Raw genomic sequence first — 22,592 nt, forward strand, 5'->3', positions numbered from 1 at the left:
GCGCTATGTCTCCAGCTTGCTTGGCGGGCTTGGTTGCCGGCTTACTTGGCCGCGAGATGCGGAGCGATCTTGACGCAGGCGTCGCACAGGCCCTGCACCGCCGCGACCGAATTATCGAACATCTTCTGCTCGCTCTTCGCGAGCTCGATCTCGATGATCCGCTCGACGCCGCCGGCGCCGATCACCACGGGAACGCCGACATAGGTGTTCTTGACGCCATATTGGCCGGAGAGGTACGCCGCACAGGGCAGCACCCGCTTCTTATCCTTGAGATAGGCTTCGGCCATGGCGATGGCCGAGGCGGCCGGCGCATAAAAGGCCGAACCGGTCTTGAGCAGGCCGACGATCTCGGCGCCGCCGTCGCGGGTGCGCTGTACGATCTGGTCGAGCCGCTCCTTCGAGGTCCAGCCCATCTTGATGAGGTCGGGCAGCGGGATGCCGGCAACGGTGGAATAGCGGATCATCGGCACCATGGAATCGCCGTGGCCACCGAGCACGAAGGCGGTGACATCCTCGACCGAGACCTTGAATTCCTCGGCCAGGAAATAGCGGAAGCGCGAACTGTCGAGCACGCCGGCCATGCCGACGACATGGCTCTTCGGCAGGCCGGAAAACTTCTGCAGCGCCCAGACCATGGCGTCGAGCGGATTGGTGATGCAGATGACGAAGGCTTTCGGCGCGTATTTCTTGAGGCCGGCGCCGACCTGCTCCATCACCTTCAAATTGATGCCCAGAAGATCGTCGCGGCTCATGCCGGGCTTGCGCGGCACGCCGGCGGTGACGATGCAGACGTCAGCGCCCTCGATGCCGGCATAGTCGTTGACGCCGGTCAGCCTGGAGTCGAACCCATCGACCGGCGACGACTGCGCGATGTCCAGCCCCTTGCCTTGCGGGATGCCCTCGGCGATATCGAACAGCACGACGTCGCCGAGATCCTTGAGGCCGACCATGTGGGCGAGGGTGCCGCCGATCATGCCCGAGCCGATGAGCGCTATCTTGTTGCGTGCCATGTCAGGATGTTTTCCCTTTGACTATGACGGCGCCCAAATCCTTGACGATTTGATGACGGCGTCGGAGGAAGAGGCCGGAATGCTGCGGAACCGCGAAATTCGCCGCACGCAATAGCCCCGGCCGCACAAAAATTCAAACGATTATTTTGGAGTGAGTAATTTCAATCGGTTAGAAACAATGGGAATTACGTAAACGTCAAAATTCTGAAGCCGACTAGAGGAATTCTACACAATGGCACTGGAAATCAGAAGGCTGTTTCCTGGCGATGACGCCCTTGTGATGCGGGTTGCCGACGAAGTCTTCGACGAGCCGGTCAGGCCGGATCGGCTCTCCGCCTATCTCGCGGAGCCCGGTCATTTCATGGTCGTGGCCCTCGCCGACGGCATCGTCGTTGGCCAATGCGCAGCCGTCATCCACCGCCACCCGGACAAAGTGAGCGAACTCTACATAGACGAGGTCGGCGTGGCGCCGGCCTTTCAACGCCAGGGTATTGCGACGAGGATGCTCGGCGCCATGTTCGCACTCGGTCGCGAGCATGGCTGTGAGGAGGCGTGGGTCGGCACCGAGCCGGACAATGTTGCTGCTCGCGCACTTTACGAGTCGCGAAAAGAGCCGCATGGGCTGGCGGAGGGGTTCGTCATGTATGTTTATCGATTATAGGCGCCGGCAGCGCCCCCTTCTGTACTATCCCTCACGCCTGAGCCTGCCGTGCCTCCGTCGATGATGCCTGCGCCCTCTGCCTCTCCGCCCAGTCCTCCAGCCAGTCGTGGCTCTGCATCTCGATCAGCCGCGATGCTGTGCGCTCGAACTCGAAGACTTCGTTGCCGCGCTTGGCCGTATAGAGCTGCGCCGGCGGTGCCGCGGCGCTCATCACCAGCCGTACATGATGATCGTAGAGCGTATCGACCAGCAGAATGAAGCGCTTGGCTTCGTTGCGCTTGCCTTCGCCGAGCACCGGCACATGGTCGATGAAGATGGTCGAGAAACGGCTGGCAATGGCAAGATAGTCGCGGGCGCCGAGCGGCCTCTCGCAGAGATCGGCGAAGGAAAACCGCGCCGCCTCGCCGGCAGCATGCGGCACCACGACGTGCCGGCCCTTCACCGTCAGCATCGTCTCGGCCGTCGGCCTGCGATGCGTCATCACCGCCCACGCGTCGTCGAGCGCATGGTCGGCGGCGGCATCGGCTGGGGTGACGTAGACCGGCATGCGGCTGAGCTTGTCGAGGCGGTAATCCTTGTCGGCGTCCAGCGCCAGCACCTGCGCGTGGCGCTCCAGGATAGCGACAAACGGCAAGAACAGCTGGCGGTTCAGGCCGTCGCGGTAGAGATCCTGCGGCGCGACATTGGAGGTGGCGACCAGCACCACGCCATTGGCAAACAACGCCGAAAACAACCTGGACAGGATCATCGCATCGGCGATGTCGGTGACAGAGAACTCGTCGAAGCACAGCACCCAGGCTTCCTCGGCCAGCGCGCGCGCCACCGGTGGGATCGGGTCGTCCTCCTTGGCCGTGCCGTTCTTGCGAGCCTGCCGGTGCTTCTGGATGCGGTCCTGCACGTCGGCCATGAAGTCGTTGAAATGCACCCGGCGCTTGCGCCGCGCCGGCAGCAGCTCGAAGAACATGTCCATCAGCATGGTCTTGCCGCGGCCGACGCCGCCATGGATATAGAGGCCCTTGACCGCCTCGTGCACTTCGCGCTTGCGGGCGAACAACCACCCCAGCGCGCTTGATTTCTGCGCCAGCCGCTTTGCCGATATCTCTTCGATCAGCCGGTCGAGCGCAGCGGCGATCCGCTCCTGCGCCGGATCGCGCCCGATGGCGCCCGTCTCGACCAGATGGTCGTAGCGCTGCTTGACGGTCGCATGGGTCTGGAGGCCGTCACGCAGATGCATCGGTCACGTCGTTCCGGAGCAATTTCAAGAAAAGTGTGTAGCGGTTTTCTGTCCGGAATTGCGTAAAAAACAAAAGAGAGCAATTCCACGAAAAATGTGTAACGGTTTTCCGTCCGGAATTGCGTAACAACGGGGGGCCGTTCTCTTACCTTGTAAGCGAGATCGGCAGGCCGTTGGAAGTCTGGCCGTCGAATTTCTCGCCGCCCGAGGAATAGAGCCGTGCCAGCGTGCCGCCGTTCTCGTCAAAGAGCGTCAGCTGTTTGCCGGCGACGTTCCAGGATTTGATGCCGTCGAGCGGCGCCGGGCAATGCAGCGGTCCGGCGCGGTAGCCCGAACCGAATTTCGTCTGCGGCGTCGCCACCTGACAGCTCTGGCCGGACACGCTTGCCTTCCACACGCCGGCGACGCTGGACGCGGTAAGGTCGGCCGCACCGGCCGGAGCCGTCCCGTCCGGCGGCAGCGAGGCGACCTGGGTGTTCTGCGGTGCGGTTGGAAATTTCGACGGATCGGCCGGGCCGGGTGTTGCCGGCGGCGGCAGCTGGTTTGCGGTCACCTTGCCGGCAGGCGCAGGTTCCAGGGGCGCCGGCTGCTGGTCGTCCATTGATGTGAACCGTGAGGTTGAACAGCCGCTCGCAACGAGCGCGGCCAGCGATACGGCCAGCAGGCCGGTTTTCGAAAATTTCATTCTCAACCTCCGTCGGATCGGGCTGGGGGTGCCGTCCGCGCAATGTCCCCCTCACCAAGATGGAGAAGGTGGCGAAATTTCAACCCGATATGGTTAAAATACGGTTTGCGCCGCTAATGTTGCAAATTTGTCGCAAAATGCACATTGCCTGAATTGCGTTACGCCTTGGCCGTTTGGCCGGCACCTCCGGTTGATGCGATACGGCGCACCGGCGCCAAAACCTTGGCGTTCACCTCAAATGCTTGCGCGGGCCGGCTCCGGCATTATCTCTTGGCGATCAGCAAACTGCAGGGAGCCGATTTCTTGGCCGCGAGAAAGAGAGCCGCCAACCGCTATTACAGCGGCCCGCCCAGCGATCATTTCGACGGCACCTTGTTCTTCAATCCCGACGGCCGGCCGCCGGGTCGCTTTGCCGATCTGTTGAAATGGCAATTGAGTCGCGAGCGCTCGAAATGGCCGGCGGCGGATCCGAGCCCGTTTCCACCGGCAAGACCGGTCGAGCGCCTCGATGGTTCTGCGCTGCGCCTCACCATGGTCGGTCATTCCTCGCTGCTCGTCCAGACAGCCGGCCTGAACATCCTGACCGACCCGGTCTGGTCGCGACGCGTCTCGCCGCTCTCCTTCGCCGGTCCGAAACGCGTCAATCCACCGGGCATCGCCTTTTCGCATTTGCCGCCGATCGACCTCGTGCTGGTCAGCCACAACCATTACGACCATCTCGACCTCGCCACGTTGAAGCGCCTGAAGACAAGACACGACCCGCTGCTGCTGACGCCGCTTGGCAACGACACAATCATCGGCGCTGCCGTGCCCCGTATGCGGCTTTCCGCGCATGACTGGGGCGACCGGGTCGATATCGGCGATGGCGTCGCCGTCCATGTCGAGCCGGTGCACCACTGGTCGGCCCGCGGTACACGCGACCGGCGTATGGCGCTGTGGGCGGGTTTCGTCGTCGAGACACCCGACGCAAAGATCTATTTCGCCGGCGATACCGGCTTCCACGGTGGAATCAATTACCGGCTGATGGCGCAAAAGCACGGCGGGTTCCGCCTCGCCATCCTGCCGATCGGCGCCTACGAGCCGCGCTGGTTCATGGCGCCGCATCACCAGGATCCGGAGGAGGCGGTGCAAGGCATGCTTTTGTGCAACGCCGCCTATGCCGCCGGCTGTCACTGGGGCACGTTCCGGCTCACCAACGAGTCGATCGATGAGCCGCCCAGAAAGCTCGGCGAAGCGCTCGATGCTGCCGGCCTGCCGCGGCAACGTTTTCGCGCCTTGCGGCCGGGCGAAGTCTGGGACGTGCCGGAGGTCTAGCGCGGCGGAACCTAAGGCATCACATAGACGTTTGTAGGTGTTCAAACCTGTCGGCTGCGAGGTCTCTCATGATCAGGTGGATCATCATTCTTTTGATTATCGCGGCCGCGGCGAGCCTGCTCGGCATGCCGGCACTGGCCGGAGCCGCCGCAACCGGCGCGCGCATCCTCATCGGCATCGTGCTGATCATCTTCCTGCTGATCGTGCTTGGCGTCTTCGTGGTGACTTGAAAATCACGCCGCGCTGGTAATTTCTGCCGCTATCCGCCATATAGGCGCCAAACCGGCAAGAGACCTTTCGATCGATGGCAAGCGCGGCCCCTTTCGCCAAGATGAACGGCATCGGCAACGAAATCATCGTTGCCGATATGCGTGGCCGTGCCGATCGGGTGACGCCTGCGGCAGCCGTCGCGCTTAATGCCGATGCGGCGACCAGGTTCGACCAGATCATAGCGATCCACGACCCCAGGACGCCGGGCACCGCCTTTTTCATCGACATCTTGAATTCCGACGGAACCAGCGCGCAAGCCTGCGGCAACGGCATGCGTTGTGTCGTCCAGGCGCTCGCGGCTGAGACCGGCCAGAAGACATTTGCCTTTGAAACAGTCGCCGGCATCCTCAATGCCGAGGAACATGCCGACGGAATGATCTCGGTCGACATGGGCAGGCCGCGCTTTGGCTGGCAGGACATCCCGCTGGCCGAGGAATTCCGCGACACCCGCATGATCGAGCTGCAGATCGGCCCGATCGATGCCCCGGTACTGCATTCGCCTTCGGTCGTCTCGATGGGCAATCCGCACGCCATCTTCTGGGTCGACCGCGACGTCTGGTCCTACGAGCTCGAGCGCTTCGGCCCGCTGCTCGAAAACCACCCGATCTTCCCCGAGCGCGCCAACATCACCATCGCGCAGGTGACTTCGCCTGAGACCATGGTCATCCGTACCTGGGAGCGCGGCGCCGGCCTGACCAAGGCCTGCGGCTCGGCCGCTTGCGCCGCCGTGGTCGCTGCGGCCCGCACCCGGCGCACCGGCCGCAGCGTCACGCTGATGACGCCCGGCGGCGGCTCGCTGCATGTTTTGTGGCGCGACGACGACCAAGTCATCCTGACCGGTGCCGCCGAATGGGAATTTTCCGGCAGCTTCGATCCGTCGACCGGGGCGTGGGCGCGCGACACCGAAAGCGCCGCCTGATGGCTCCTCTTGGCAACAGGGGTATCGACGTCGTCACCTTCGGCTGCCGGCTGAACACCTATGAATCCGAGGTGATGCGGCGCGAGGCGGAAAGTGCCGGCCTCGGTAGCCTCGAAGGCGGCGCCATCATCTTCAATACCTGCGCCGTCACCGGTGAGGCGGTGCGCCAGGCCAAGCAGTCAATCCGCAAGGCTCGCCGCGAGAATCCACAGGCCCGCATCATCGTCACCGGCTGCGCCGCACAGACCGGCCCGCAGGATTTCGTCGCCATGGACGAGGTCGATCTCGTCCTCGGCAATGAAGAGAAGCTGAAGGCGCATTCCTATCGCGCGCTGCCGGATTTCGGCGTCAACGACACCGAGAAGGCGCGCGTCAACGATATCTTTTCGGTGCGCGAGACGGCCGCCCACATGGTCGACGCCATCGACGGCCGGGCGCGCGCTTTTGTCCAGGTGCAGAACGGCTGCGACCACCGCTGCACCTTCTGCATCATTCCTTACGGTCGCGGCAATTCGCGCTCGGTGCCGATGGGCGCCGTGGTCGAGCAGGTCAAGCGACTCGTCGGCAATGGTTATGCCGAGATCGTGCTGACCGGCGTCGACATGACCAGTTTCGGCGCAGATCTGCCGGGCGCGCCGAAGCTTGGCAAATTAGTCAAGACCATCCTGAAGCAGGTGCCGGACGTGAAACGCCTGCGGCTTTCCTCCATCGATTCGATCGAGGCCGATGACGATCTGCTGGACGCCATCGCCACCGAGCCCAGGCTGATGCCGCATCTGCATCTGTCGCTGCAATCGGGTGACGACATGATACTGAAGCGGATGAAGCGCCGGCACAGCCGCGACCAGTCGATCCGCTTTTGCGAGGATGTGCGCAAACTGCGCCCCGGCATCGTTTTCGGCGCCGACATTATCGCTGGCTTCCCGACCGAGACGGACGCAATGTTGGAAAACTCGCTGGAAATCGTCGAGGAATGCGGCCTGACGCATCTCCATGTCTTCCCGTTTTCGCCGCGCCAGGGCACGCCCGCCGCGCGCATGCCGCAGCTCCGCCGCGACGTCGTCAAGCAACGCGCGGCACGCCTGCGCGCCGCCGGCGAGGCCGCCTATCGCCGCCATCTTGCCTCGCTCGCTGGAACGCGTCAGTCGATCCTGGTCGAGCGTGACGGCCTTGGCCGCACCGAGGGGTTTACACTGGCCGTGTTGTCGGCGGGCACGCCGGGCGACATCGTCGAGGCTGATATCGCGGGCCATGACGGTATCCGACTGATCGCCGCGCCGCTTACCGCTCGCGCCGCCTGAGAGCGCAAGACATGGCTGGGTTTTTCAAGAAGATATTTTCGTTCGGCAAGAAGGAAGTCGGCGAAGAGCGGCCCGACGAGGCCGCACCGCTGCCGCCGATCAAATGGGATGAACTGGAAGCGCTGAAGCCGGCCGCCGAGCAGGCCGTCCCGGAGTTTTTGAAACGCGAAGAGCCGCGGCCCGAAGTCGAAGCCGTACCTCCACCGCCAGTCGAACCGGAGTTGCCTCCGGCACCGCAACCGGCGCCCGCGGAAGAGCCGAAGCCCGAACCGTCGCCGACCATTCCACCCGAGCCAGACATCCAGCCCGAGCCGGAAACGCCTGCTGAAGAGCCGGAGGAGATCCGGGCCGGACCCGTCGCTCCCGAGCCAGTTCCTGAGCCGGAGCAGCCGGAGATCGTTCAGCCCGAGCCTCCGTCCACGGAAGCTGGCGCTGCCCCTCATCCGCCTGCCGGCACCTTCTCCCCGTATAGTGACGGGGAGAAGGGGGCTGATCGTAACGCCGAGCCTCCTTTTGAAAGCGGCGAAGAAGAAGCTGCAACGCTGACGCCCCCCTCTCCCCGTACCTCACGGGGAGAGGGTAAGGGTGAAGGGCAGCTCCAACCTGCGCAAGACGCGGCACCCGCGGCCGAAGTCACGCCACCAGCGCCCGAAGCGCCGCCGGCCGAAATCCCGCCTCCAATCCGCCAGCCCGCCCCGGTCGAAACGAAACCGGTCTTGACCGAGATCGCGCCCGAACCAGAGGCCATTCCGCAACCATCGCCGGAGCCAAAACCCGCCCCCGGTAAGGTGACCGTAACTAAGAAGGTCGAGCAGAAAGCCGAGCCCCAGAAGGCGCCCGAACCGGCTCCGAGGCGCTCCTGGTTCCAGCGAATGCGAGACGGGCTTGCCCGCTCTTCCCGAGAATTGTCGGGCAACATCGCCGGCGTCTTCACCAAACGCAAGCTGGACGACGACACGCTGCAGGACCTGGAGGATGTGCTGATCCGCGCCGATCTCGGCATGGAGACGGCATTGCGCGTAACCGACGCGCTCTCCGCCAGCCGCTACGGCAAGGACGTCTCCGACACCGAAGTCCGCGCCATCATGGCGGCCGAAGTGGAAAAGGTGCTGACCCACGTCGCCATGCCGCTGGAGCTGGACCTCAGCCACAAGCCGCATGTCATCCTGGTCGTCGGCGTCAACGGCACGGGGAAAACAACAACCATCGGCAAGCTGGCGGCAAAGCTCACCGATGGCGGCCTCTCGGTGATGCTCGCCGCCGGCGACACCTTCCGCGCCGCCGCGATCGAGCAGCTGAAGATCTGGGGCGAGCGTACCAACTCGCCGGTCATTGCCTCGAAGCTCGGCGCCGACGCCGCCGGCCTCGCCTATGACGCATTCGAGCGGGCGAAGGAGGCCGGCTCCGACGTGCTGATCATCGACACCGCCGGGCGGCTGCAGAACAAGACCGAGCTGATGGCGGAACTGGAAAAGATCGTCCGGGTGCTGGGCAAGCTCGATCCGGAAGCGCCGCACACCGTGCTGCAGACGGTTGATGCCACCACCGGCCAGAACGCGCTCAACCAAGTCGAGATCTTCCGCAATGTCGCCGGCGTCAACGGCCTGGTGATGACCAAGCTGGACGGCACGGCGCGCGGCGGTATTCTGGTGGCGATCGCGGCAAAGCACAAATTGCCGGTCTATTTCATCGGCGTCGGCGAACAGGTCGACGACCTCGAACCCTTTTCCGCAAGCGAATTCGCCAGGGCGATCGCTGGCGTAGCTTGACGAGCATGATCCCAAAAAGCTGCAGGCTTTTTGGATTGGATCGTGCGTAAGAAGGACCCTATGAACCCACCCATCCTCGAAGGCGATCCGTCCGATCCGCGACGCAAGGCGTTGAACCCGGGCCTGAAATTCCTGCTCGAACTCGGGCCTGGCCTGGTGTTCTTTTTCACCACCATCCGCGGCGCGTGGCTTGTCGGGAAGTTTCCGATCCTCGGCCATATCGGCGAGCCTATCCTGATTGCCACAGCGTTCTTTATGGTGGCGACGGCGCTGTCGCTCAGCGTTTCGTGGATTTTGACGCGCAGCTGGCCGATCATACCGTTGGTCTCGGCCATCGTGGTGTTTGTGTTTGGCGCGCTGGCGCTGTGGCTGCAGGACAAGACCTTCGCTTTCATGAAGCCGACAATCATCAACAGCCTGTTCGGCATCACGCTGCTTGGCGGGTTGGCGTTTGGCAGATCGCTCTTGGGCTATGTCTTTGATTCCGCCTTCAATCTCGACGCCGAAGGCTGGCGCAAGCTCACTTTCCGATGGGGGCTCTTCTTCCTTTTTCTGGCTGCGCTGAACGAGGTTGTGTGGCGCAACTTTTCTGAGGAAGCCTGGCTTTATTTCAAGGTCTGGGGCACGATTCCCGTTACCCTTGTCTTCACGTTGAGCCAAATGCCGCTGATCCTGCGCCATTCGCTCGAGGACAAGGCCGGCAAGGAAGAGAAGGCCGGCAAATAGAGCAATTCCAGGAAAAGTGTGTAGCGGTTTTCCGTCCGGAATTGCGTCAGAATAAGAGGAGAGGGGCATGGAATTCATCGCCACGCGCGACGAGTTGAGGACGATCTACAAGACGCCTCGGCCGACTGACGGCTCGATCCGCAAGGAGCTGAAGGCCCTGGATGGCCACTGCCGTTCCTTCATCGGCAAGAGCCCTTTCGTGCTGATCGGCTCGTCCGACGGTGCCGGCAATGCCGATGTGACGCCGAAGGGCGACAGGCCGGGCTTCGTAACAGTGCTCGATGAGAAGACCATCGCCATCCCCGACCGGCCCGGGAACAACCGGCTCGACACGCTGGAGAACATCCTTCTCAATCCCTCGATCGGGCTGCTCTTCCTCATTCCCGGCATGAACGAAACGCTACGTGTCAATGGCGATGCCCGCATCACCGTCGATGCGGCATTGCGTGAGCGGCTGGCGGTCGACGGCAAGGCACCGCAAAGTGTCGTCGTGGTGACGGTCAAGGCCGCCTATATGCATTGCGCCAAGGCCTTCATGCGCTCCGAACTATGGAAGCCGGAGAGCTGGTACGACCGCGCGACGCTGCCGACGCTCGGCCAGATCCTGCGCGACCAGCTGGCGCTCGCCGACTCGGCCGAGGCGACCGACCGCTGGTTGGACGGGGAATACAGGAAGACCATGTGGTAGCGTGCCCGGCAACGAATCGCCCAAGCCGGTCTCCATTCCTTTGCTCAACATCCTCGCCATCTCCGGCAGCCTGCGCGCCGCCTCGACCAATTCGGGCCTGATCGCGGCACTCGCGCAAAACGCGCCGCCGGACTGTCACGTCTCCGTCTACGACGGGCTTGGCCGGCTGCCGATTTTCAACCCCGACGACGAAGGCGAGCGGACGCCGCCGCAAGCAGCGGCGCTGATCGATGCGGTCACCGCCGCTGACGGCGTCATCGTCTCCTGCCCGGAATATGCCCACGGTGTGCCAGGCGGCCTGAAGAACGCGCTCGACTGGCTGGTGTCGCACGATGCCGCCGTCGGCAAACCGGCCATGCTGGTCCATGCCTCGCCGCGCTCGCTGTTTGCTCGCGCCGCACTGGCCGAGATCATGCGGACAATGTCTTTTGCGCTCTATGAGGAAGCAGCGCTCGAAATCGGTCTGCTCGGCAAGAGACCGCCGGAGGTGGAGAAAATCCTGGCGGAACCGGCAAGTAGGCAGACAATGCGCGATACCCTATCCGCCTTCGCGGAGTTCATCCGCTCGCGGTGAACGCCGGACCGTGCTTTCGTCATCCTAGGGCGGAGCAAGGAGCGAAGCGACGCGGCGCAAACCCTAGGATCCATGCCGTAACATTCGTCGGAGATGCAGCGGTTCGGGAAGGCCGCCAGAGGCCTGACGTTGGACATTACACCGGCGCGCTGGCAACAGAATCGCACCGCTGTTCTACTGGTAGGTCACGGCATGGATCCCAGGGTCTCCGCGACGGAGCTTCGCTCCTGCTCCGCCCTGGGATGACGACGCTAGGGGCTGCGGCCAATCTGTGCCGGGAGCTATCCCTTGCCCCTCCGCGTCTCAACGTCGGTCTCGCCGACGAACCAGTCGCGTGCAGCGACCTCCTCGAAGACCACCCAGACATCATTGTTGGTCAGGCCGGTGACGCCGGTGATGGCCGCCGTCACCTGGGCGGCGATCGCGGCCTTTTTGCCGGCCGGGTCATCGGCAATCACCTCCTTGACCAGGCGGATATTCACGAATGGCATGGTTCCCTCCCTTGGATATGCTTGGCGGCCGCTCAGTAGGTTTTGGCGCCGTTGACCATGAGCCGGACCATGTAGAGCGAGGTCGTGCCGGCGATGTAGAGGCAGTTCAGCTTGTTGCCGCCGAACACGCAATTGGCAACGACTTCCGGTACCTTGACCTTGCCGATCAGCGTCCCGTCTGGATCGTAGCAATGGACCCCGTCGGCGGCACTGGTCCAGATGCGGCCGTCCGCATCTAGCCTGAAACCGTCGAACAGGCCGGCGGTGCAGTCGGCAAAGACCTTTTCGCCTGAGACCGTCTTGCCGCCCTGGCCGACATTGAACACCCGGATGTGCGCCGGGTTTTGCGCACCATGCGTGCGGCCGGTATCGGCGACATAGAGCTTGCTCTCGTCGAGCGAGAAGGCGAGCCCGTTGGGCCTGACCATGTCGGTGATCACCGCCTCGGTCCCGCCGGTGCCGGGATCGACCCGGTAGACATGGCAGGCGCCGATCTCGCTTTCGGCCTTGTCGCCCTCGTAATCGGTATCGATGCCGTAGCTCGGATCGGTGAACCAGATCGAGCCGTCGGACTTGACCACCGCGTCATTGGGCGAGTTCAGCCGCTTGCCGCGCCATTTGTCGGTGATGGTGATGACCGAGCCGTCATGCTCGGTGCGGCTGACGCGGCGGCCGGAATGCTCGCAAGTAACCAGCCGGCCTTGCCGGTCGACGGTGTTGCCGTTGGAATTGCCGGACGGCTGACGGAACACGCTGACGCTGCCGTCGGTCTCGTCGTAACGCAGCATGCGATTGTTCGGGATGTCGGACCAGACCAGATAGCGCCCGGCCGCAAACCAGGCCGGTCCTTCCGCCCATCGGCAGCCGGTAAACAGCCGGTCGACCTGTGCATTGCCGTTGAACAGCCGCGAAAAGCGCGGGTCTAGGACTTCGTAGAATTCGCTGGCCATGGTTCCTCCCGGTATCAGTCGCTTGGCGAGCCGCGATCAAGCCAGCCTGCGATCGATATGGCAAGATCGATGATGCGTCAGAAGCATTATGGAGCGAATGCTGGCCCGGACGGCAGGTCACATCCCTTTAACCGGCTATGCGCCCAGCGCAATGGTGCATTGCAACATCTTATTTTTGCAACGCACCATAACTATGTCATGCTTCGCATCGATCAAGGGAGGAACAACTGGCCGCGAAATGCGGCGCAAAAGGAAACTCGCTATGATCATCGACAGCCTCATGAGCCGCGCTCGCGCCAGCATCGCCAAGCGCCGGCATTACAACCGCCTCGTCGCCGAAATCGACAGCTTCAGCAGCCGCGACCTCGCCGACATGCGCGCCGACCGCAGCGAAATGCTCTATCAGGTCCACAAGCAGATCTACGGCTAAATCTTCGGTCGAGTAACTCGGCCGCGCCTAGGCGCGTTGATATTCAGGTCAGGCCGAGTCGGAGTCGAAGACGGGCGCGCAGCGACCAAACAGGTGGATTCCGAGAACCGGAGCGGAGCGTACTTTGGGTACGCGAGCACCGGAAGCGCAGGAAGCCGCCATTTGCAGGCCGGCATCACCTGAATATCAACGCGCCGCCAGCGCCTTCTCGATTTCGGGCAGCAGCAGCGTCCGCGCCGAGTCCAGCGTCAGCGGCCCGACATGCTTGTAGGCGATCTTGCCATCCTTGCCGATGACGAAGGTCTCCGGCACGCCGTAGACACCCCAGTCAATCGCCGTGCGCCCGGCCTGGTCGACGCCGATCGCCTGGAACGGATTGCCTAGATCGCCAAGGAACCGACGGGCGTTTTCCGGCTGGTCCTTGTAGTTCAGCGCGGCCATGACGAAGCGTCTGTCCTGCGACAGCGCCAGCAGCACCGGGTGCTCTTCGCGGCACGGCGCGCACCAGGACGCGAAGACGTTGACCAGCGTCACCTTGCCGACGAACTGTTTTGAATCGAGGCCCGGCAAATTGGTGCCCTCGAGCGCCGGCAGGTTGGTCTGCGGCGCCGGCAGGCCGATCAGCGCCGACGGCACTTCCGAAACGTCGCGCCCGGACAAGAGCTGGGCCAGGAACAATCCCGCCAGCCCGAGAAAGACCAGCAGCGGCAGCAGCACGATCAGGCGGCGGCGCGCCGGTGTTTCCGTTTCCGTGCTCATGATTTTGCTGCCTTATCGGAGCGCCGCCGTACGCCGGATGCCTCCAGCTCGGCAAGCTCTCGCTTGCGGCCGAGCTGGTCGAGCAGGATCCAGCCGATCAGCCCGGCCAGCACCACGGCCGTGATCACATAGGCGGCGGTGACATAAAGCGCATGTACGCTCATGCTTTTCGCTCCGCGGCGCTTTCCAACCGGTCCGTCTCGCCTTGTTCCGACATGTCTTCTCTTAACGCCGCGCCATCGGCTCCGCAATTGTTCGCCGCGCCGCAGGCATGAGCTGAGGCGACGCCTCAATCCGTTCCGTGCCGCAGCGCCAGCGCCGCCGCCACCGGCCCGAGCACGGCAAGGAACAAGGTCAGCGCGGCAAGAATGAGGAAGGGCTGCAGGAAGGGATCGGGGTCCGCCACCGCGCCATAGCTGGCCGATACGCCGAAGATCAGCACGGGAATGATCAGCGGCAGCACCAGCACCGAGATCAGCAGCCCGCCACGCGGCAACGCCACTGCCACCGCTGCACCGGCAGCACCGATGAAGGTGATCGCCGGCGTGCCGACCAGAAGCGTCAGCGCCGTGGCGCCGATGCCGGCCGGCTCCATGTTCATGAACAGGCCGAGCAGGGGAGCGGCGATGACCAGCGGCAGCACGCTTCCCGTCCAATGCGCCAGGCATTTCGTCAGCACGGTCAGGGCCAGCATGTGCCGGTCGTTGCCAAGCACCAGAAGATCGAGCGAGCCGTCCTCGCGGTCGGCCTGGAACAGCCGGTCGAGGCCAAGCAGGCAGGCAAGCAAGGCGGCGATCCACAGGATCGCCGGGCCGATGCGGGCTAGCAGCTTCAGGTCGGGACCGACGCCGAAAGGGATGGTCGCGATGACGGCGAGAAAGAAAATCACGCCAGTCAGCGCCCCGCCGCCGGCGCGGATACTCAGGCGGATGTCGCGGAGGAAGAGGGCTAGCATGGTGTGAGATGCTTTCGCCCAGGCACCCCCCTCTGTCCTGCCGGCATCACCCAACCATCCCCATCACAAGCCCCTTCGCCCCCTCGATCCCCAGCGGCAGATGCGTCGCCGCAACCACGATCCCCCCACTCTCGAGATGCTTCCGCATTAGCCCGCCGAATCTCTCCTCAGAAACCTTGTCCAGTCCTGCCGTCGGCTCGTCCAGCAGCCACAATGGCCGGTGGCTGACCAACAGTTTTGCAATCGCCGCACGCCGGCGCTGGCCGGTCGAGAGATAGCCGAACGGCAGATGGCCGATGCCGCCCAGCCCGACGGTCTCCAGCGCCTCTTCAACACCCGCGGAACCGGCGCCCGAAAAATCGCGCCAGAAGCGCAGGTTTTCAGTAACGCTCAGCGCCGTCTTCATGGCGTTGAGGTGACCGAGATAGTGACAGGCCGAGGCGGCCGACGGAAAGTCTTCGCCACCGCCTTCGAATCGCACACGGCCTGCCGCCACCGGCAACAGTCCGGCGATGATCCTGAGCAGCGTCGATTTGCCGGCGCCGTTCGGCCCGGTGACGACCAGCGCCTGGCCAGCCCCCAGCGCGAATTCGATGCCGGAAAATACCGTCTCGCCGCCGCGTTCGCCGCCCAGATTTTCGGCGATCAGCCGCATCCGTTCCCCTTCGCCGAAAGTTCAAGCGCGGCTTCGATGCGCCGCAGCAAAAATGGCAATTCCGTGTCTAGAACTATTCCAGAAAATTCTCTATATCCGCATCATCCGTGCCAGCGGTCGGCACGGGAACCGAATTTGCGCCGAACCAGCGCGCGTGCCGCCTTGAACGGCCCGGACGCTTGGGAACGGACAGCGGAAATGGCCGTACCCGCACCTTTGCGCGTGATTTGCATGCCCACTGGCGTCCGTTTCCTCCCGGCAACCGACAGTTAGGGATCGCACGTGTCCAAATCACTCGACAGCTTCAATTGCCGCCGCACGCTGACCGCCGGCGGCACCGAGTACATCTACTATGATCTTGTCGAGGCCGAAAAGAACGGCCTCACCGGCATTGCCCAATTGCCTTATTCGATGAAGGTGCTGCTGGAGAACCTGCTGCGCAACGAGGACGGCCGTTCCGTTACCAAGGAGAGCATCCAGGCGGTCGCCGGCTGGCTGACCGACCGGGGCACCGCCGGCGTCGAGATCGCCTATCGCCCGGCTCGCGTGCTGATGCAGGATTTCACCGGCGTTCCGGCCGTGGTCGACCTTGCCGCCATGCGCGACGCCATGGCCTCGCTCGGCGGCGACCCGCAAAAGATCAATCCGCTGGTGCCGGTCGATCTGGTCATCGACCACTCGGTCATCGTCGATGAGTTCGGCACGCCGATGGCTTTCGCCCGCAATGTCGAGCTTGAGTATGAGCGCAATGAGGAACGCTACAAATTCCTGAAATGGGGCCAGCAGGCCTTCCGCAATTTCCGCGTCGTGCCGCCCGGCACTGGCATCTGCCATCAGGTCAACCTTGAGTACCTCGGCCAGGTCGTGTGGACCAACAGCGAAGACGGCGAGACCACCGCCTATCCCGACACCTGCGTCGGCACTGATTCGCACACCACCATGATCAACGGTCTTGGCGTGCTCGGCTGGGGCGTCGGCGGCATCGAGGCGGAGGCCGCGATGCTCGGCCAGCCGGTCTCCATGCTGCTGCCGGAAGTCATCGGCTTTCGCCTCACCGGCAGGCTGAGGGAAGGCGTCACCGCTACCGACCTGGTGCTCACCGTCACCCAGATGCTGCGCAAGAAGGGCGTCGTCGGCAAGTTCGTCGAATTCTTCGGGCCGGGCCTGTCCAACATGACGCTGGCCGACCGCGCCACCATCGGCAACATGGCGCCGGAATATGGCGCCACCTGCGGTTTCTTCCCGGTCGACAGCGAGACTATCCGCTACCTCACCATGTCCGGTCGCGACGAAAGCCGCATCGCCCTGGTCGAGGCTTATTCGAAGGCGCAAGGCTTGTGGCGCGATGCCGGCTCGGCCGATCCGGTCTTCACGGACCTGCTCGAGCTTGATCTCGGCAGTGTCGTCCCGTCGATGGCCGGTCCGAAGCGGCCGGAAGGCCGGGTCGCACTTGAAGACATTCCGGCCGGCTTCGCCAAGGCCATGGAGACCGAATACAAGAAGGCCGCCGAAATCGACAAGCGCTATGCCGTCGAAGGCACGGACTACGATCTTGGCCATGGCGATGTCGTCATCGCCGCCATCACCTCCTGCACAAACACCTCGAACCCGAGCGTGCTGATCGGCGCCGGGCTGTTGGCGCGCAACGCCAACCGGCTCGGCCTCAAGCAGAAGCCGTGGGTCAAGACCTCCTTGGCGCCGGGCAGCCAGGTCGTCGCCGAATATCTCGAGAAATCCGGCCTGCAGAAGGAGCTCGACCAGATCGGCTTCAACCTGGTCGGCTTCGGCTGCACCACCTGCATCGGCAATTCCGGCCCGCTGCCGGCGCCGATCTCAAAGACCATCAACGATAAGGGCTTGATTGCTGCGGCAGTCTTGTCCGGCAACCGCAATTTCGAAGGCCGCGTCTCGCCCGACGTGCAGGCGAACTATCTCGCCTCGCCGCCGCTGGTCGTCGCCCACGCGCTGGCCGGGACCGTGACCAAGGATCTGACTACCGAGCCGCTCGGCGAGGATCGCAACGGCAATCCGGTCTATCTCAAAGACATCTGGCCGAGTTCGGTCGAGATCCAGGAATTCATCGAGAAGAACGTCACGCGCGAATTGTTCGCCCGCAAATATGCCGACGTCTTCAAGGGCGACGAGTACTGGCAGAACGTCAAGGCGCCGGAAGGCCAGACCTATGCCTGGGACGACAATTCGACCTATGTGCAGAACCCGCCCTATTTCGCCGGCATGACGTCAGGCTTCGGCAAGATCGGCGATATCAAGGGCGCGCGTGTGCTCGGCCTGTTCGGCGACAAGATCACCACCGACCACATTTCGCCGGCCGGTTCGATCAAGGCGGCATCGCCGGCCGGCAAGTACCTCACCGACCACGGCGTCGGCGTCGCCGATTTCAACCAGTACGGCACGCGCCGGGGCAACCACGAGGTGATGATGCGCGGCACCTTCGCCAATATCCGCATCCGCAACCATATGCTGGGCCAGAACGGCCGCGAGGGCGGCTACACCATCCATTACCCGTCGAAGGAAGAGGAATCGATCTACGACGCAGCCATGCACTACAAGAAGGAGGGCGTGCCGCTGGTCATCTTCGCCGGCGTCGAATATGGCAACGGCTCGTCGCGCGACTGGGCGGCCAAGGGTACGAATCTGCTCGGTGTCCGCGCGGTCATCGCCCAGTCCTTCGAGCGCATCCACCGCTCCAATTTGGTCGGCATGGGCGTCATCCCCTTCGTCTTCGAGGAAGGCACCTCATGGGCCTCGCTCAACCTCAGGGGCGACGAACTGGTCGAGATCGACGGACTGAGCAACATCAAGCCGCGGCAGAAGATGATCGCCAGGATCACCTATGGCGATGGCAGCGTCAAAGAGGTTCCGATCATCTGCCGCATCGATACGCTGGACGAGCTCGACTACTTCAAGAATGGCGGCATCCTGCAATACGTGCTGCGCGATTTGGCAGCATAGAGAGAGGGGAGTACGGGAGTAGGGCAGGTAAGGCAGTAAGGGAGTAGGGAACGCTTCCCCTATTCCCCTATTCCCGGCTTTCCAAACCGCGCCGTCGCCGCCAGCAGCACGCCGAGCATCAGCCCGTTGAATATGTGCCACAGGAAATGCGTGCCGAGCGGAAAGCCGCCGCAGACCAGCGGATCGATCATCCTGCAGATGACCGACACGACGAAGATCGCCGAACCCGCTAGATTGTACCAGCCGGCGCGATTGCCGCTGGCCGCCACCCAGGCGCCGAAGAAGGCAAGCGCCAGGAAGGGCGGCAGGTAGCCGGTCGTCCCGTTCGACGCCTGGCGCAGCCAGTCCGGCACGGCAAAGGTCACCAGCCCGGCAACGGCGTAAAAGGCGACGAAGATGGCGATCGCCCTGCCCCATTTCATGCCGAGAAAACGTCGCAGGTTGAACAGCGTGTAGGCCAGCGTGAACCCTGCAATGGGCACCACGTCGGCCAGGATCATTGCCCTTGTGGCAAAGGTGTGGAACAGCGACGAGCCGACGCCGATCGCCACCACCCACCAGGCCAGCACTTCGGCGAAGGCGCCGGTGCCGCGCTTGCGCACCTGCCAGACACCCCATAGCCCGGCGGCAAAAAAAGCCAGATTGCTCAGCGCATTGAGCGGTTCGGCCCAGAATTCCGGCCCCGTCCGTTCGCAATAGAGGTCGACCGGCGCCAGGAGAGATTGCCACATGCTGATTGCCGCCCGAATCGCTTCCATGGTGAAGTGCAAGTCCACCTATTGCGCCCTTGCCAGCGGTTGCAACGGCAAAATTTCACCGCAACGTGACTTCCCGTTGACTGCCGCTTCTGCCACATATTTCGACAATCAGAACAAAGCCGGCGTCACCGGCGGGATCGGAACGGCCATGTCATCTCGAAGACCATTGCGGCTTGCGGCCCTTGCGCTGGCCCTCTCGGCGTTTGCCGGCAGGGCCCTTGCCGAGCCAACCGACAAGCCATTAGGCGTCGTCGAGCTCTTCACCAGCCAGGGATGTAATTCCTGTCCGCCGGCCGACGAATTCTTCGCCGAGCTCGCCGCCAAGGAGAACATCGTCGCGCTCGCCTATCATGTCGATTATTGGGATTACCTCGGCTGGCAGGACACGCTGAGCCGCAAGGAAAATACCGAGCGGCAATATGAGTATATGCGCGCCTTCGGCAGCCGTTCCGTCTACACCCCGCAAGCCGTCATAAACGGTCGCAGCCATGTCAACGGCGCCAGTCGCAAGGAAGTCGACGGCACGCTGGCACGCATGGAGAGGGTCGGCGAAGGCATGCGCGTCGGCATCAAGGTCAGCCGGACCAGCGATCGCGTCATGATCGATGCCGGCGACGCCGTGACCGGCCCCACCGACGCGCATGTCGTCATCGTCTATTTCAATCCGCCGCAGACGATAAAGATCGGCAAGGGCGAAAACAGCGGCCGCAGCATGACCTACTGGAACGCCGTCTCCAGCATCCAGACCGCCGGCATGTGGCACGGCAAGGCGCAGCGCTACGAACTGCCAATGAGCGAGATCGCCAAGAAGGGCGGCTGCGCCGTGCTGCTGCAGTCGGTCGGCAAGGACGGCATGCTCGGTCCGATCCTGGGTGCAGCCTTTATCCGCAAGCCTTGAACTGAAACGTCGCGCTGCCTCTCATCCGCCTGCCGGCACCTTCTTCCGTACAGTGACGGGGAGAAGGGAACTGGCCGCGGCATCGGCGTTCTTCGTGCAACGCTGGTGATTGGCAAAACCGTGGCCGACTGCGTCTTTCTCCCCGTCGCTATACGGGGAGAAATGCCCGGCAGGGCAATGAGGGGCTGCGCAGACCGACGGTCATAACGCAATTAAGGGCCCTCGCATGGCCGTCTTAACGTGCCCCGCTTTCGGAGGCGATCCCAGCGGCCGGCCAATAAAAAACCGGCGTCAGCTTGCTTCTGACGCCGGTCATTTAGGTTTTGGGATCGTCGCACCCGATCTTTCCAAGGAAAAACCGAGGTTGGTTCGATCCGACGCAGACCCGTGGGCGGGGGGCTTGGGGTTTACGAGCCGGTGCCGGACCGAACCGTCTCAGGCAACGCCGGTAAATTCGTCGGACATTGGGGCATGAGCACGGATAAAAAAAGGCAGGATTGTGGCAAAGCATCACCAATTCCAACAGGCGTTTCGCAAACGTGACTGGACGCTGGAGAAACCGCGCGGTGCTGGCCTTGCCCGGCCGGGCCTTGCAATTCGGCAGCGAAAGCGCCAACTTTGGTCGGCGTACGATTCATTGCGAGGATCCAGGCATGACTGATCGCAGCAGCGGGACGGAGGATGGGGACGCATCCGCAATATTGATCCCGCTGCATGAGGCAAGACGCGAACGCCTCGACCAGCCGGTGCGGTTCGACCGGCGCGAACTGGACCAGATCCTCAGGCTCTACGGCCGTATGGTTGCCGCCAACGAGTGGCGCGACTATGCCATCGACCATCTCGCCGACCGCGCTGTTTTTTCTGTCTTCCGCCGCACCAGCGAAGTGCCGCTTTTCCAGATCGTCAAGGATCCGAAGCTGGCGCGCCGGCAAGGCGCGTTCGCCGTCATCGCCGCCGGCGGGCGCATCCTCAAGCGCGGCCAGGAGCTCGGCCGGGTACTTGGCGTGTTCGACCGAACGCTGAAGCTGGTCGAGGCGTAACCTCTTATTTTTGTTCGCGGAACTTCCGCTCGGGCAGCGATTGCGGATCGGGCGGGATGGACGCCCCGCCATTGATCGGCAACTGCATGAACACCGTATCCAGCCAGCGTCCGTGCTTATACCCTGAGCCTTCCAGGCGGCCGGAATGACGAAAGCCGAGCTTCTCGTGCAACCGTACCGAGGCGCTGTCGGCCCGGCCGTCGCCGATCACCGCGATGATCTGGCGAAAACCCGCCGCCTTGGCCGCCTCGATCAGCCCTTGCATCAAGAGCAGCCCGACGCCGTGCCCTTTGGCCTCGGGCGCCACATAGACGGAATCCTCAACGACGAAGCGGTACGCCGGGCGCGGCCGGAACGCCCCGGTATAGGCATAGCCGAGCACGCCGCCGGCCTTTTCCGCAACGAGATAGGGAAAGCCGCCCGCTATCAGGTTGTCGAAGCGCGCGCCCATCTCGGTGCGGCTTGGTGGCTCGAGTTCATAGCTCGCCGTGCCATTCGTCACCGCGTCGGCATAGATTTCCGTGATCCGGTCGAGATCGGCCGACGTCGCGGCCCGCAAGGTGATGCTGCTCATAATTTATGCACGTCGTTCATCTGCCCTATATCACAGCAAAAGCCGGCACAAAAGAAAAGGGCGGCCATTAGGCCGCCCTTTCCAAACTCGCTGGTCCAGTCAGACCATGATCCCGAAAAGTGGAAACCGGTTTTCGGAAAAGATCATAGTCAACAAAGAACGCCGTACTAGCGACGGTCGCCCATGAACTGCAGCAGGAACATGAACAGGTTGATGAAGTCGAGATAGAGCCTCAATGCGCCCATAATCGCCTTGCGGCCGGCGACATCAGTCTGGTCGCCCTCGAAGTACATCTCCTTGATGTTCTGCGTGTCGTAGGCGGTGAGGCCCGCGAAGATCAGCACGCCGATCGCCGAAACGGCGAAGGAAAGCGCCGACGACTGCAGGAAGATGTTGATCACCATCGCGATGATCAGGCCGACCAGGCCCATGACCAGGAACGAACCGAACGCCGAGAGGTCACGCTTGGTCGTGTAGCCGTAGAGCGACAGCCCGCCAAAGGCGGCGGCGGTGGCGAAGAAGGTCTGCGAGATACTGGCGGTGGTGTAGACCAGGAAGATCGACGAGAGAGACAGGCCGACGAGGCCGGCATAGACCCAGAACGTCGTCTGCGCGGCCGAAACGCTCATCGACTGGACTCGGAACGACAGGAACATCACCGCTGCCAGCGGGGCAAAGATCACCAGCCATTTCAGCGGCGAGCCGAAGATCGCGTAGCCGAACGACGTCAGCATCTCGCCGCTTGGCAACGTCGCAACCGCCGAGGCGGGATCGCTGGTGGTGGCCAGCATGATTGTGCCGACCGCGGCAAGGCCGGTGATGAGGAGACCAAGCCCCATCAGGTTATAGACTTTGATCATGTAGGCGCGCAGGCCTTGGTCGATGGCAGCATCGACGCCGGCGCCGGGCACGGCGCGCGTCTGATAATTGCGAACGGGATCAGCCATGGAAATCCTCA

Annotated in this window: 25 protein-coding genes; 13 read left to right on the top strand and 12 right to left on the bottom strand. The window is 63.2% G+C overall.

The annotated features are described in order from the left end of the window. Positions 1 to 41: 41 nt before the first annotated feature. On the bottom strand, positions 42 to 1,010 hold the full coding sequence (gene mdh / locus NKI95_RS22095) for a malate dehydrogenase (protein ID WP_352456335.1): 969 nt from the start codon (positions 1,008 to 1,010) through the stop codon (positions 42 to 44). Positions 1,011 to 1,242: 232 nt separating this feature from the next. Between mdh and NKI95_RS22100 the strand changes: the two genes are divergently transcribed. Further along, the gene (locus NKI95_RS22100) at positions 1,243 to 1,671 is read left to right on the top strand and encodes a GNAT family N-acetyltransferase (protein ID WP_352719358.1); all 429 of its coding nucleotides are present in this window, start codon (positions 1,243 to 1,245) and stop codon (positions 1,669 to 1,671) included. 31 nt (positions 1,672 to 1,702) lie between these two features. Here the strand turns inward: NKI95_RS22100 and zapE are convergent, their stop codons facing one another. Together zapE and NKI95_RS22110 are read right to left on the bottom strand one after the other, a co-directional pair. Beyond that, positions 1,703 to 2,905, bottom strand: coding sequence for a cell division protein ZapE (gene zapE, locus NKI95_RS22105; RefSeq protein ID WP_352719359.1), 1,203 nt, complete (start codon positions 2,903 to 2,905; stop codon positions 1,703 to 1,705). A 145-nt stretch (positions 2,906 to 3,050) separates the two neighbouring features. Next, entirely contained in the window at positions 3,051 to 3,590 is a 540-nt protein-coding gene (locus tag NKI95_RS22110; protein WP_292660650.1) for a protease inhibitor Inh/omp19 family protein, read from the bottom strand. Positions 3,591 to 3,893: 303 nt separating this feature from the next. Between NKI95_RS22110 and NKI95_RS22115 the strand changes: the two genes are divergently transcribed. The 8 genes from NKI95_RS22115 (at position 3,894) to NKI95_RS22150 (ending at position 11,151) form a co-directional block, all read left to right on the top strand. Next, positions 3,894 to 4,904: an MBL fold metallo-hydrolase gene (locus NKI95_RS22115; protein WP_352719360.1), complete on the top strand. Its 1,011-nt coding sequence runs from the start codon at positions 3,894 to 3,896 to the stop codon at positions 4,902 to 4,904. 68 nt (positions 4,905 to 4,972) lie between these two features. After that, positions 4,973 to 5,134, top strand: coding sequence for a DUF1328 domain-containing protein (locus NKI95_RS22120; RefSeq protein ID WP_352719361.1), 162 nt, complete (start codon positions 4,973 to 4,975; stop codon positions 5,132 to 5,134). Between the two features lie 74 nt (positions 5,135 to 5,208). Further along, on the top strand, positions 5,209 to 6,093 hold the full coding sequence (gene dapF / locus NKI95_RS22125) for a diaminopimelate epimerase (RefSeq protein ID WP_352719362.1): 885 nt from the start codon (positions 5,209 to 5,211) through the stop codon (positions 6,091 to 6,093). Further along, positions 6,093 to 7,394, top strand: coding sequence for a tRNA (N(6)-L-threonylcarbamoyladenosine(37)-C(2))-methylthiotransferase MtaB (gene mtaB / locus NKI95_RS22130; protein ID WP_352719363.1), 1,302 nt, complete (start codon positions 6,093 to 6,095; stop codon positions 7,392 to 7,394). Before dapF ends, mtaB begins: the two co-directional genes overlap by 1 nt. A gap of 11 nt (positions 7,395 to 7,405) precedes the next feature. Continuing rightward, a complete protein-coding gene (gene ftsY, locus NKI95_RS22135) occupies positions 7,406 to 9,163 on the top strand; it encodes a signal recognition particle-docking protein FtsY (RefSeq protein ID WP_352719364.1) in 1,758 nt (585 codons plus the stop codon). 60 nt (positions 9,164 to 9,223) lie between these two features. Then, positions 9,224 to 9,889, top strand: coding sequence for a septation protein A (locus tag NKI95_RS22140; protein ID WP_352719365.1), 666 nt, complete (start codon positions 9,224 to 9,226; stop codon positions 9,887 to 9,889). Positions 9,890 to 9,956: 67 nt separating this feature from the next. Beyond that, positions 9,957 to 10,577, top strand: a complete 621-nt coding sequence (locus NKI95_RS22145; protein WP_352719366.1) for a pyridoxamine 5'-phosphate oxidase family protein — start codon at positions 9,957 to 9,959, stop codon at positions 10,575 to 10,577. Between the two features lie 40 nt (positions 10,578 to 10,617). Next, complete coding sequence (locus NKI95_RS22150) at positions 10,618 to 11,151, top strand: NADPH-dependent FMN reductase (RefSeq protein WP_352719428.1); 534 nt, start codon at positions 10,618 to 10,620, stop codon at positions 11,149 to 11,151. 281 nt (positions 11,152 to 11,432) lie between these two features. Here the strand turns inward: NKI95_RS22150 and NKI95_RS22155 are convergent, their stop codons facing one another. Both NKI95_RS22155 and NKI95_RS22160 read right to left on the bottom strand, forming a co-directional pair. Then, complete coding sequence (locus tag NKI95_RS22155) at positions 11,433 to 11,642, bottom strand: tautomerase family protein (RefSeq protein ID WP_254817859.1); 210 nt, start codon at positions 11,640 to 11,642, stop codon at positions 11,433 to 11,435. A 32-nt stretch (positions 11,643 to 11,674) separates the two neighbouring features. After that, positions 11,675 to 12,592: an SMP-30/gluconolactonase/LRE family protein gene (locus NKI95_RS22160; RefSeq protein WP_352719367.1), complete on the bottom strand. Its 918-nt coding sequence runs from the start codon at positions 12,590 to 12,592 to the stop codon at positions 11,675 to 11,677. 97 nt (positions 12,593 to 12,689) lie between these two features. Between NKI95_RS22160 and NKI95_RS22165 the strand changes: the two genes are divergently transcribed. Continuing rightward, a complete protein-coding gene (locus NKI95_RS22165) occupies positions 12,690 to 13,022 on the top strand; it encodes a hypothetical protein (protein WP_352719432.1) in 333 nt (110 codons plus the stop codon). Positions 13,023 to 13,208: 186 nt separating this feature from the next. On the opposite strand, the gene NKI95_RS22170 is transcribed toward NKI95_RS22165, so the two are convergent. The 4 genes from NKI95_RS22170 to ccmA form a co-directional block, all read right to left on the bottom strand. Continuing rightward, positions 13,209 to 13,781 (bottom strand): DsbE family thiol:disulfide interchange protein, encoded by a 573-nt coding sequence (locus NKI95_RS22170; protein ID WP_352719368.1) that lies wholly within the window; start codon positions 13,779 to 13,781, stop codon positions 13,209 to 13,211. Beyond that, positions 13,778 to 13,945: a heme exporter protein CcmD gene (ccmD, locus tag NKI95_RS22175; RefSeq protein WP_352719369.1), complete on the bottom strand. Its 168-nt coding sequence runs from the start codon at positions 13,943 to 13,945 to the stop codon at positions 13,778 to 13,780. The genes NKI95_RS22170 and ccmD overlap by 4 nt, the downstream gene beginning before the upstream one ends. A 125-nt stretch (positions 13,946 to 14,070) precedes the next feature. Then, positions 14,071 to 14,736, bottom strand: coding sequence for a heme exporter protein CcmB (ccmB, locus tag NKI95_RS22180; RefSeq protein WP_352719370.1), 666 nt, complete (start codon positions 14,734 to 14,736; stop codon positions 14,071 to 14,073). A gap of 46 nt (positions 14,737 to 14,782) precedes the next feature. Further along, complete coding sequence (gene ccmA, locus NKI95_RS22185; protein WP_352719371.1) at positions 14,783 to 15,391, bottom strand: heme ABC exporter ATP-binding protein CcmA; 609 nt, start codon at positions 15,389 to 15,391, stop codon at positions 14,783 to 14,785. Between the two features lie 282 nt (positions 15,392 to 15,673). On the opposite strand from ccmA, the gene acnA reads away from it, so the two are divergent. Next, positions 15,674 to 18,364, top strand: coding sequence for an aconitate hydratase AcnA (gene acnA / locus NKI95_RS22190; protein ID WP_352719372.1), 2,691 nt, complete (start codon positions 15,674 to 15,676; stop codon positions 18,362 to 18,364). A 59-nt stretch (positions 18,365 to 18,423) separates the two neighbouring features. Here the strand turns inward: acnA and NKI95_RS22195 are convergent, their stop codons facing one another. Next, complete coding sequence (locus NKI95_RS22195) at positions 18,424 to 19,095, bottom strand: ceramidase domain-containing protein (RefSeq protein WP_352719373.1); 672 nt, start codon at positions 19,093 to 19,095, stop codon at positions 18,424 to 18,426. 175 nt (positions 19,096 to 19,270) lie between these two features. Here NKI95_RS22195 and NKI95_RS22200 point away from each other — a divergent pair, with 175 nt between their 5' ends. Then, positions 19,271 to 20,020 carry a DUF1223 domain-containing protein gene (locus NKI95_RS22200; protein ID WP_352719374.1) on the top strand — a complete coding sequence of 250 codons (750 nt, stop codon included), beginning with the start codon at positions 19,271 to 19,273 and terminating at the stop codon, positions 20,018 to 20,020. A gap of 653 nt (positions 20,021 to 20,673) precedes the next feature. Continuing rightward, positions 20,674 to 21,060 carry a DUF2794 domain-containing protein gene (locus NKI95_RS22205; RefSeq protein ID WP_031212724.1) on the top strand — a complete coding sequence of 129 codons (387 nt, stop codon included), beginning with the start codon at positions 20,674 to 20,676 and terminating at the stop codon, positions 21,058 to 21,060. 4 nt (positions 21,061 to 21,064) lie between these two features. On the opposite strand, the gene NKI95_RS22210 is transcribed toward NKI95_RS22205, so the two are convergent. Both NKI95_RS22210 and NKI95_RS22215 read right to left on the bottom strand, forming a co-directional pair. After that, positions 21,065 to 21,634, bottom strand: a complete 570-nt coding sequence (locus NKI95_RS22210) for a GNAT family N-acetyltransferase (RefSeq protein WP_352719375.1) — start codon at positions 21,632 to 21,634, stop codon at positions 21,065 to 21,067. A 167-nt stretch (positions 21,635 to 21,801) separates the two neighbouring features. Then, positions 21,802 to 22,581 carry a Bax inhibitor-1/YccA family protein gene (locus NKI95_RS22215; RefSeq protein WP_352719376.1) on the bottom strand — a complete coding sequence of 260 codons (780 nt, stop codon included), beginning with the start codon at positions 22,579 to 22,581 and terminating at the stop codon, positions 21,802 to 21,804. Positions 22,582 to 22,592: the final 11 nt, after the last annotated feature.

The organism is Mesorhizobium sp. M0306, from assembly GCF_040321655.1.
Classification (GTDB): Bacteria; Pseudomonadota; Alphaproteobacteria; order Rhizobiales; family Rhizobiaceae; genus Mesorhizobium.

Bases quoted from the DNA above. Each gene is read 5' to 3' on its own strand.
- NKI95_RS22100 (WP_352719358.1), top strand. From the start codon at position 1,243: ATGGCACTGGAAATCAGAAGGCTGTTTCCTGGCGATGACGCCCTTGTG.
- ccmB (WP_352719370.1), bottom strand. From the start codon at position 14,736: ATGCTAGCCCTCTTCCTCCGCGACATCCGCCTGAGTATCCGCGCCGGC.
- NKI95_RS22170 (WP_352719368.1), bottom strand. From the start codon at position 13,781: ATGAGCACGGAAACGGAAACACCGGCGCGCCGCCGCCTGATCGTGCTG.
- NKI95_RS22210 (WP_352719375.1), bottom strand. From the start codon at position 21,634: ATGAGCAGCATCACCTTGCGGGCCGCGACGTCGGCCGATCTCGACCGG.
- mdh (WP_352456335.1), bottom strand. From the start codon at position 1,010: ATGGCACGCAACAAGATAGCGCTCATCGGCTCGGGCATGATCGGCGGC.
- zapE (WP_352719359.1), bottom strand. From the start codon at position 2,905: ATGCATCTGCGTGACGGCCTCCAGACCCATGCGACCGTCAAGCAGCGC.
- NKI95_RS22110 (WP_292660650.1), bottom strand. From the start codon at position 3,590: ATGAAATTTTCGAAAACCGGCCTGCTGGCCGTATCGCTGGCCGCGCTC.
- NKI95_RS22215 (WP_352719376.1), bottom strand. From the start codon at position 22,581: ATGGCTGATCCCGTTCGCAATTATCAGACGCGCGCCGTGCCCGGCGCC.
- NKI95_RS22160 (WP_352719367.1), bottom strand. From the start codon at position 12,592: ATGGCCAGCGAATTCTACGAAGTCCTAGACCCGCGCTTTTCGCGGCTG.
- ccmA (WP_352719371.1), bottom strand. From the start codon at position 15,391: ATGCGGCTGATCGCCGAAAATCTGGGCGGCGAACGCGGCGGCGAGACG.
- NKI95_RS22120 (WP_352719361.1), top strand. From the start codon at position 4,973: ATGATCAGGTGGATCATCATTCTTTTGATTATCGCGGCCGCGGCGAGC.
- NKI95_RS22165 (WP_352719432.1), top strand. From the start codon at position 12,690: ATGCTGGCCCGGACGGCAGGTCACATCCCTTTAACCGGCTATGCGCCC.
- ftsY (WP_352719364.1), top strand. From the start codon at position 7,406: ATGGCTGGGTTTTTCAAGAAGATATTTTCGTTCGGCAAGAAGGAAGTC.
- NKI95_RS22205 (WP_031212724.1), top strand. From the start codon at position 20,674: ATGACTGATCGCAGCAGCGGGACGGAGGATGGGGACGCATCCGCAATA.
- NKI95_RS22195 (WP_352719373.1), bottom strand. From the start codon at position 19,095: ATGTGGCAATCTCTCCTGGCGCCGGTCGACCTCTATTGCGAACGGACG.
- mtaB (WP_352719363.1), top strand. From the start codon at position 6,093: ATGGCTCCTCTTGGCAACAGGGGTATCGACGTCGTCACCTTCGGCTGC.
- NKI95_RS22140 (WP_352719365.1), top strand. From the start codon at position 9,224: ATGAACCCACCCATCCTCGAAGGCGATCCGTCCGATCCGCGACGCAAG.
- NKI95_RS22155 (WP_254817859.1), bottom strand. From the start codon at position 11,642: ATGCCATTCGTGAATATCCGCCTGGTCAAGGAGGTGATTGCCGATGAC.
- NKI95_RS22145 (WP_352719366.1), top strand. From the start codon at position 9,957: ATGGAATTCATCGCCACGCGCGACGAGTTGAGGACGATCTACAAGACG.
- NKI95_RS22200 (WP_352719374.1), top strand. From the start codon at position 19,271: ATGTCATCTCGAAGACCATTGCGGCTTGCGGCCCTTGCGCTGGCCCTC.
- ccmD (WP_352719369.1), bottom strand. From the start codon at position 13,945: ATGAGCGTACATGCGCTTTATGTCACCGCCGCCTATGTGATCACGGCC.
- dapF (WP_352719362.1), top strand. From the start codon at position 5,209: ATGGCAAGCGCGGCCCCTTTCGCCAAGATGAACGGCATCGGCAACGAA.